The sequence below is a fragment of the Salinivibrio sp. MA427 genome (assembly GCF_001996115.1).
Lineage (GTDB): Bacteria > Pseudomonadota > Gammaproteobacteria > Enterobacterales > Vibrionaceae > Salinivibrio > Salinivibrio costicola.
Genome location: NZ_MUFH01000128.1, coordinates 1 through 6,993, shown reverse-complemented (window position 1 = coordinate 6,993; position 6,993 = coordinate 1). Strand labels below are relative to the sequence as shown.

Annotated in this window: 5 protein-coding genes and 1 tRNA gene; 2 read left to right on the top strand and 4 right to left on the bottom strand. The window is 48.5% G+C overall.

Annotation, left to right across the window (positions count from 1 at the left end):
- Window positions 1-1,406, top strand: a 1,406-nt coding sequence (locus BZG79_RS09470; RefSeq protein ID WP_077774257.1) for an alpha-amylase, incomplete at its 5' end; no start/stop codon positions are given.
- An 87-nt stretch (window positions 1,407-1,493) separates the two neighbouring features.
- Here BZG79_RS09470 and BZG79_RS09465 read toward each other — a convergent pair.
- The 3 genes from BZG79_RS09465 to BZG79_RS09455 form a co-directional block, all read right to left on the bottom strand.
- Window positions 1,494-1,570 (bottom strand) — tRNA-Pro (locus BZG79_RS09465).
- A gap of 104 nt (window positions 1,571-1,674) precedes the next feature.
- The gene (locus BZG79_RS09460) at window positions 1,675-3,555 is read right to left on the bottom strand and encodes a DUF3413 domain-containing protein (protein ID WP_077774256.1); all 1,881 of its coding nucleotides are present in this window, start codon (window positions 3,553-3,555) and stop codon (window positions 1,675-1,677) included.
- Between the two features lie 39 nt (window positions 3,556-3,594).
- Window positions 3,595-3,813: a YejL family protein gene (locus BZG79_RS09455; protein ID WP_021022298.1), complete on the bottom strand. Its 219-nt coding sequence runs from the start codon at window positions 3,811-3,813 to the stop codon at window positions 3,595-3,597.
- A gap of 77 nt (window positions 3,814-3,890) precedes the next feature.
- Here BZG79_RS09455 and yejK point away from each other — a divergent pair, with 77 nt between their 5' ends.
- Complete coding sequence (yejK, locus tag BZG79_RS09450; RefSeq protein ID WP_077774255.1) at window positions 3,891-4,910, top strand: nucleoid-associated protein YejK; 1,020 nt, start codon at window positions 3,891-3,893, stop codon at window positions 4,908-4,910.
- A 56-nt stretch (window positions 4,911-4,966) separates the two neighbouring features.
- On the opposite strand, the gene nhaC is transcribed toward yejK, so the two are convergent.
- Window positions 4,967-6,409 (bottom strand): Na+/H+ antiporter NhaC, encoded by a 1,443-nt coding sequence (gene nhaC / locus BZG79_RS09445; protein WP_021022300.1) that lies wholly within the window; start codon window positions 6,407-6,409, stop codon window positions 4,967-4,969.
- Between the last annotated feature and the right edge of the window lie 584 nt (window positions 6,410-6,993).

Sequence of the window (6,993 nt, the reverse complement as noted above, 5' to 3'; positions counted from 1 at the left end):
GCTATGGGCGGCGTCAGGATAAAGCGCAAAACATTGGTACCTTTCATGGCGGAGATCTACAAGGCGTGATCGACAAATTGGATTATATCCAAGCGCTCGGCACCGATGTGATCTGGTTATCGCCGATCGTAGAGCAGGTTCACGGGTTTGTCGGTGGTGGCAGCCAAGGGGACTTTCCGTTTTATGCCTACCACGGCTATTGGTCGCGTGACTTTACCCAAGTAGACAACAACTTTGGTGATGATGCCACACTAAAAAAATTGGTCGACGAAGCGCATCAACGCGGACTAAAGGTGTTTCTGGACGCAGTCGTCAATCACCCAGGTTACGCAACGCTCGCGGATTTACAGCAAGACGGGATTGAGGTAGTCAATGACACTGAATTACCGGCGCAATGGCAAAATTGGCAGCCCGGTGACGGACAAAGCTGGCATGACTTTCATGATGCGATTGATTATAAGAGCACGAATTGGCAGCAGTGGTGGGGAAAAGACTGGGTACGCGCAGGATTACCGGGGTACGATGAGCCTGGCAGCAGTGATAAAACGCTGACCTTAGCCGGATTGCCTGACTTTAAAACTGAATCTTCGCAACCGGTGACCCCGCCACAATGGTTGCTCAACAATCCCGGCACGCGAGTAAAGGTGCGAGACAATTACACAGTGAGTGATTACTTACTTGAATGGCAAACCCAGTGGGTTGCGCGTTTTGGTATTGATGGTTTTCGTGTTGATACCGTCAAGCATGTTGATGGTGAGGTTTGGCGAGCGTTAAAAGCACACGCCTCAGAGGCATTGAAAAGCTGGCGCGCCGCTAATAATCAAACGGGCGAGCCCTTTTGGATGATGGGAGAAGTATGGGGGCACAATGCCTACCGGAGTCCTTATTTTGACCAAGGCTTTGATGCACTGATTAACTTTGATCTGCAAAAGCGGATGGACAAAGGGGCGTATTGTTTAAGTGAAATGGAAACCACGTATCACGCGTACGCTGAGACCATGCAAACAGAAGCGGATTTTATTCCGGTTAGCTATATGTCGTCTCATGATACCGAGCTCTTTTTTAGCCGTTTTAAAGATGCCAGCATGCAACGCGGTGCTGCCAACGCATTACTTCTGGCGCCCGGTGCGGTGCAAGTCTATTACGGTGATGAAGTTGGACGTGATTTAGGCCCTTACGGCGATGACTTTCACCAAGGAACACGCTCGGATATGGTGTGGCAGCGTAACGCCATGCAGGCGGGGTTATTAAACCATTGGCGAAAAGTGGGGCAGTTTAGGCAACGCCACCCAGCGGTAGGCGCGGGCGCGCACCAAGTGATCCCTCAACCAGGCGCGTATGTCTTTTCCCGGCAATATGGAGAAGACACCATTGTTGCCGCGTTTGTCGGGCGTCAAGCCGAATAAGTGCCCGCCGCGAACAGGATGTTTATCCTTGTTGAACGTACCATACGAAAAAGCCCGTCACTCATTGAGTGACGGGCTTATATGTATTGGTCGGTCTGACTGGATTTGAACCAGCGACCCCTGACACCCCATGACAGTGCGCTACCAGGCTGCGCTACAGACCGACTAAGCGCTATATTACGAATCGACCTAATGGCTGTCAATTGCTAAACGCGGTTGTTTCCCCGTTTTTCAATTGTTTGGCTACTTATGCGCCACTTATTGGCCATTATTGCGGCTCGTGATCCTCAGGATAATAGAAACGCTTTAATTCGTGCATCACTTGCATCAATAGTGACAACTGGGGCTTACCTTCGGGAAGTGGGGTATAGTGGCGATCATAGACTTTATAATTGCCAAATTTATCCACCACCGTGGTTTTTTGTGGCTGTATCACCACAATATCGCGACTGTCACCGGCCAACACCCATTTGCGTGATTGGCTCTCGAGTTCAAACAGATTCACACCGCTACTGTAACTGTTGGCGGGTGAGCTCACCGATAGCATCGACTCCATCAATGTCGGTGCCACATCAAGGTGGCTACTGTAATGATTGATCTGCTCGGCCGGTTGATTAGGCCAGTGCATCACCATCGGTACTTGAAGCTGATAACGGCTGTAGTTTGAGTTCGACCCCCAACTATTCATCCCGGTTTCATTAAATTCCATGCCGTGATTTGCCGTAATCATCACTACGGTATTGGCTAGCTTTCCCGAAGTCTCAAGCTGTTGAATCAGTTCGCCCAATTGCTCATCCAGATAGTGAGCGGCATTGTTATAGCTATTTTTGAGGACCAAGCCTGTTTGCTGGTCGACACCGGCCATTCCACTGTTAAGCGCCGGTTGGAAAGGTTGCGCATAGTCGCCGCCTTGCTCATATTCATTCACCGTGGCGAGCTCTAAATAACCAAACCAAGGTGTATTTGCTTGGCGCCCTTGTAGCCAGCTTTGCATCGAGGTGATCGCACTGGCATCGGCCTGCCAAGCCGGTGCCTCTGACTGTGTATCTCGGTCGAGTGCGCGACTAAAAATACTTTGATAGTAAATGGGGTTAGAAAAGTTATCGCCACTGAACAGCCCGAGTTGATAGCGACGTTGATTGAGCGTATCCATCAATACAGGACGCAAACCCTCAGTTCGCGCGCTTTGCGCATAGCTGCCCGGCAGTCCATAAAAGAAACMAAACAAACCGGCCATATCATCGTTGCTGCTACTGAAGTGATTCTTAAACCACAGATTATCGGTAGCGAAACGATGCAGGTGAGGCATGGTGACTGGGTTAAGCATATCGGCACGTAACCCTTCAACCATCACCACCAATAAGTTTGGGCGGTATTTGTTGGCATCTGGCGCAAACGACAGTGGCTCCAACGGATAACGAATCACCTCGCTGGTTTCTTGGCCGCGCTGCTCGCGTAGGCGTTGATACTCTTGTCGATCGAGCAAGCCATACTTTTCCATAAAGGTTTTTGCTGTCATCGGATACGAGACAGGAAAGGTCGAACGCTGTGCCGTGACTGGACTATAAATGAACGCATCGGCCCAGATATGGATTAAATGGCTGGCAATAAAGCAAAGAGCAAACACGCTGGCAACCGGAACACCAACGCGTTTACGGGTTAATTTACGCAGCTTACGCCATACCCACTCGGCCATGACCAGCTCTAAGATAAAGATCACCGGCCCAGCAATAAATAAATACTGCCAGTGAGCATTCATATCGGTTTTTTCGCCGCTTAAAAGCAGCTCCCATACCAAGGGGTTAAGATGTAGGTGTAAGGTTTGATAGGCGTAAATATCCAGCAGCAATACCATCATTCCGACAGTCGCGACTATTACCGCAAAAAGCCGCATAAGACGCTGAGACGGGATGATAAAACTGGCTGGAAAAATGATCAGAATATAGAGCGCAAAAACCAGGAAGCCGAAGTGGCCGACCCAGTTAAAGATCAAGTAGCTTTGCCCTAATAGGGTGTCTGGCCACCCAGATTGGCTGATATAGCGGGTGCCCAGCAACATAGCGGCAATGATGTTGAAAAAGCTAAACCAATGCCCCCAACTGATCAGCTGGGATACTTTGTCGCGATACGATGTTCCGCTATCAACCATACAAATTTATTCTTCTCTGATTAGATACTGCTGCAAGCGTTATTGGTTATCGATGGATGCCATTAATGCTTGGGCGAACTTCTCGGCAAATGCCTGACGTTGTGCGGCAGGAATATTGTGGTTAAGGATATTGGTGGCGACATTCCCAATCACCATCAGTGATAAATCCGTCGATGCATCGTGTTGCTCTAACACATTGACAACATCACTGATAATACGTTCCACTTGCTTATCATCATATTTTGAGGTTACAGGCATAAAATCGTCTTGTCTTCTTAAAACCAAAGCAGCGTATAATAACCCACACTTTAGTCTTACTGAAAATCTTTTCAATCATGACCCTCACGCTTTCTAACGTAATATTACATCAAATTGTCAAACAAGCTGATGATTCGCTTAATGTTCAGCTTCGCGACGGACCATTACCGCTCAACGAACAAACCGAAAATCTGATGGCCGATGTACATCGGGTTTATCATGCAAAAGCAGGCAAAGGGTTTGCGTTGTTCGACACCGAGAGTGAATTCCAGCAATGGTTAAAGGCTTACCGCGCTGACGAACTGGACTTTCGAGCCTTTTCTGAACGTGCCGTTGAACGTCTGCGCGCTGAGCTCGCGAAATACCCATTTGCCGATAGTGGCACCTTGGTGATGGCGCATTACCGTGCCTTAGCCACTGACTACGTGTTTATTGGTGTGGTGGAATCAAAGCACAGTTTACGCGTCACGGACGAGCTTGACGTTAACGCCACCGAATACTTAGATGTCAGCAAAATGGATATCGCGGCACGGATTGATTTGTCTACCTGGGAGACTGATCCGGCATCAAATCGTTACTTGTCGTTTATCAAAGGGCGAGTTGGGCGCAAAGTTGCAGACTTCTTCCTTGATTTTTTGCAAGCGGAAGTGGGCATGGACAGTAAACAGCAAAACCAAGTGCTGATGCAGGCGGTTGAGGATTACTGTGATGATGCCCGTTTGGATAAAGAAGAGAAGAACAACTACCGCAAGCAGGTGTATGACTACTGTAACGATCAGCTTAAAGCGGGTGATGAAGTGGTGGTCAAAGAGCTCGCGGAGGAATTGCCAGCGACCCCCGAAGGAACGGACTTTTATCAATACACCAACCAGCAAGGCTATGAACTGGAAGCGCAGTTTCCTGCCGACCGCACCACCATGCGCAAGTTAACTAAATTTGTCGGATCGGGGGGTGGCTTATCGGTCAACTTTGATGCCATGTTGATGGGGGAGCGCGTGTTCTACGATCCAGACACAGACACCCTCACCATAAAAGGGACGCCCCCAAATTTGCGTGACCAACTACAACGCTGTTTATCCAGTCGAGACGATGAATAAAAAAAGCGGGACACGGCTAGCGTGTCCCGCTTTATTTTAAGCGCTTTTATTGCTCGTTAGGCACGCTCTGGCGCAGACGCTATTGCGGTTGTATCTTCTTGCGCTTGCGCGGCCTGGTTTGGCTCAACCTTATCGACAAACCAACCGAAGTAGCTGGTCACGATGGTGACGGCAATACACACAAAGCTTAACCACATGAAGGGTGCATAAGACAAGGTGGCGACGCCAAGAATACTGGCCATATAAATACCGTTATCACTCCATGGCACCATGCCTGAGGTTAACGTGCCACCAAATTCAGCGTTACGAGACAAGTTTTTACGTTGATAACCCAGTCTGTCGTAGTTTTTGGCACAGATTTTAGGGGTTAAGATCAGCGACACATACATGGCCGAGCCGAATACGTTCCCCATAAAGGCGGTGCCGATGGTGGAGGTTGCCAAGCTACCTGCACTGTTAACGCGACGCTCAAACAAGCTGGCAATGGTATGCAAGACCCCGACTTTTTCGAGTAAGCCACCAAAACCCAGACCAAACACAATCACAGCCACGGAACCGAGCATTGAAGACATGCCACCGCGGTTGAGAATGGCATCGATAAAGTCGACACCCGATGAGATAGAAAACGGCGCCCACGCGGTATTAATGGCGTTCACGGGGGTCATATCTTGCAGCATTACGGCCCAAACCACACCCAGTAATGAACCAAAACTAATGACCGGGAAAGACGGTAATCGCATTGCCAGCAGCGCGAGGACAATCAGCACCGGCACAAAGGATAGTGGTGAAATCACAAACTGATCCTGCATCGCTTGCTTCACCATCTCTACTTGGCTCATATCCACATTGCCTGCGTAGTGCCAGCCAATCAGAGTAAACAGAATACCGGTAATGATGTAACTGATCAGTGCAATCGGCAGCATGCCTTTAATGTGCTCAACGATTTCGACGCCAGACATTGAAGAGGCAAGGATCACTGAATCAGACAATGGCGACATTTTATCACCAAAGTAGCACCCTGAAAGAACCGCACCTGCCGTCATTGGGGCAGGGATCCCAAGGCCTTGACCAATCCCCATCATGGCAATACCCGCGGTTCCGGCAGCCCCCCAAGAGGTGCCCGTCGCTAAAGCGGTTAACGAGCAAATCAACATGGTCGCTAAAAGGAAGATAGAAGGGTGGATAGCTTTAAGACCATAGTAAATAATAGTGGGGACGATCCCGCCTGCAATCCAGGTACCTACCAATGCGCCAACCGATAGAAGTATTAAAACGGCGCCTAAGCCGTTAGAAATTCCTTTCGTGGCAGCACTTTCAAGATCTTTGTATTGATGGCCAAGTTTTAACCCCAATCCCATAATCACAAACCAGCCGATAAATAAGGCGAGTTGAATGGGGAGGTCTAATTTGGCGGTAAACGAAAACGCGAGCGCCAAAAAGGCGCCAAGTGCTAATACCACCTGAATGATGGAGGGTAATCGAGCTTGCTGTGTTGTCATAACTTAACCTTCTTCACGTCGCTTGCTGGGTAACCGGTCGCTTGCGGGTTACCGATAGCGTTGAGCGAGTCAATATCATTATCGGAAGGTGGATCGTCTGTGATTGCGCGACTACTCCCTGCGCGATTTAGCGATGCCTTAAGCAACAACCAAACTCACATCACTGTCCTTGTTTCAGTATCCTTTGTTCCATTTGTGAGGGGCCCTACTCTAGCTAACAGAGTAAAGTGATGGGAAACATTTTTGTCGCTTATGTGAGTCACGCGCGAATTAAGTTACATCCTGACATGATTAGTTAATATATGGTTATTTTAAGGGTGTTTAAGTGTTTCAATATTTTGTTTTGTCTGTTTTTTTCAGTTTGTTTTTTAGGCGCCTGTACGTTAAATCAAGTTAGACATAGGTGACGGAAACTTGAAAATGAGGTCATTTAATAAGCAGACAGAGGCGTTAACCTGACGACCGTGATAAGACGTGTTAGTATCAAAAACGTTTTTTCACTGACTGTCAGGCAACCATATGCTGTTGTTAACGGCGGTCACACAACATGGAGTGTGAAAATTATGATGCGAGTAGGTTTAGTT

Coding starts and splice junctions, on each gene's coding strand:
- BZG79_RS09455 (WP_021022298.1), bottom strand. CDS start 3,813: ATGCCTGTAACCTCAAAATATGATGATAAGCAAGTGGAACGTATTATC.
- yejK (WP_077774255.1), top strand. CDS start 3,891: ATGACCCTCACGCTTTCTAACGTAATATTACATCAAATTGTCAAACAA.
- nhaC (WP_021022300.1), bottom strand. CDS start 6,409: ATGACAACACAGCAAGCTCGATTACCCTCCATCATTCAGGTGGTATTA.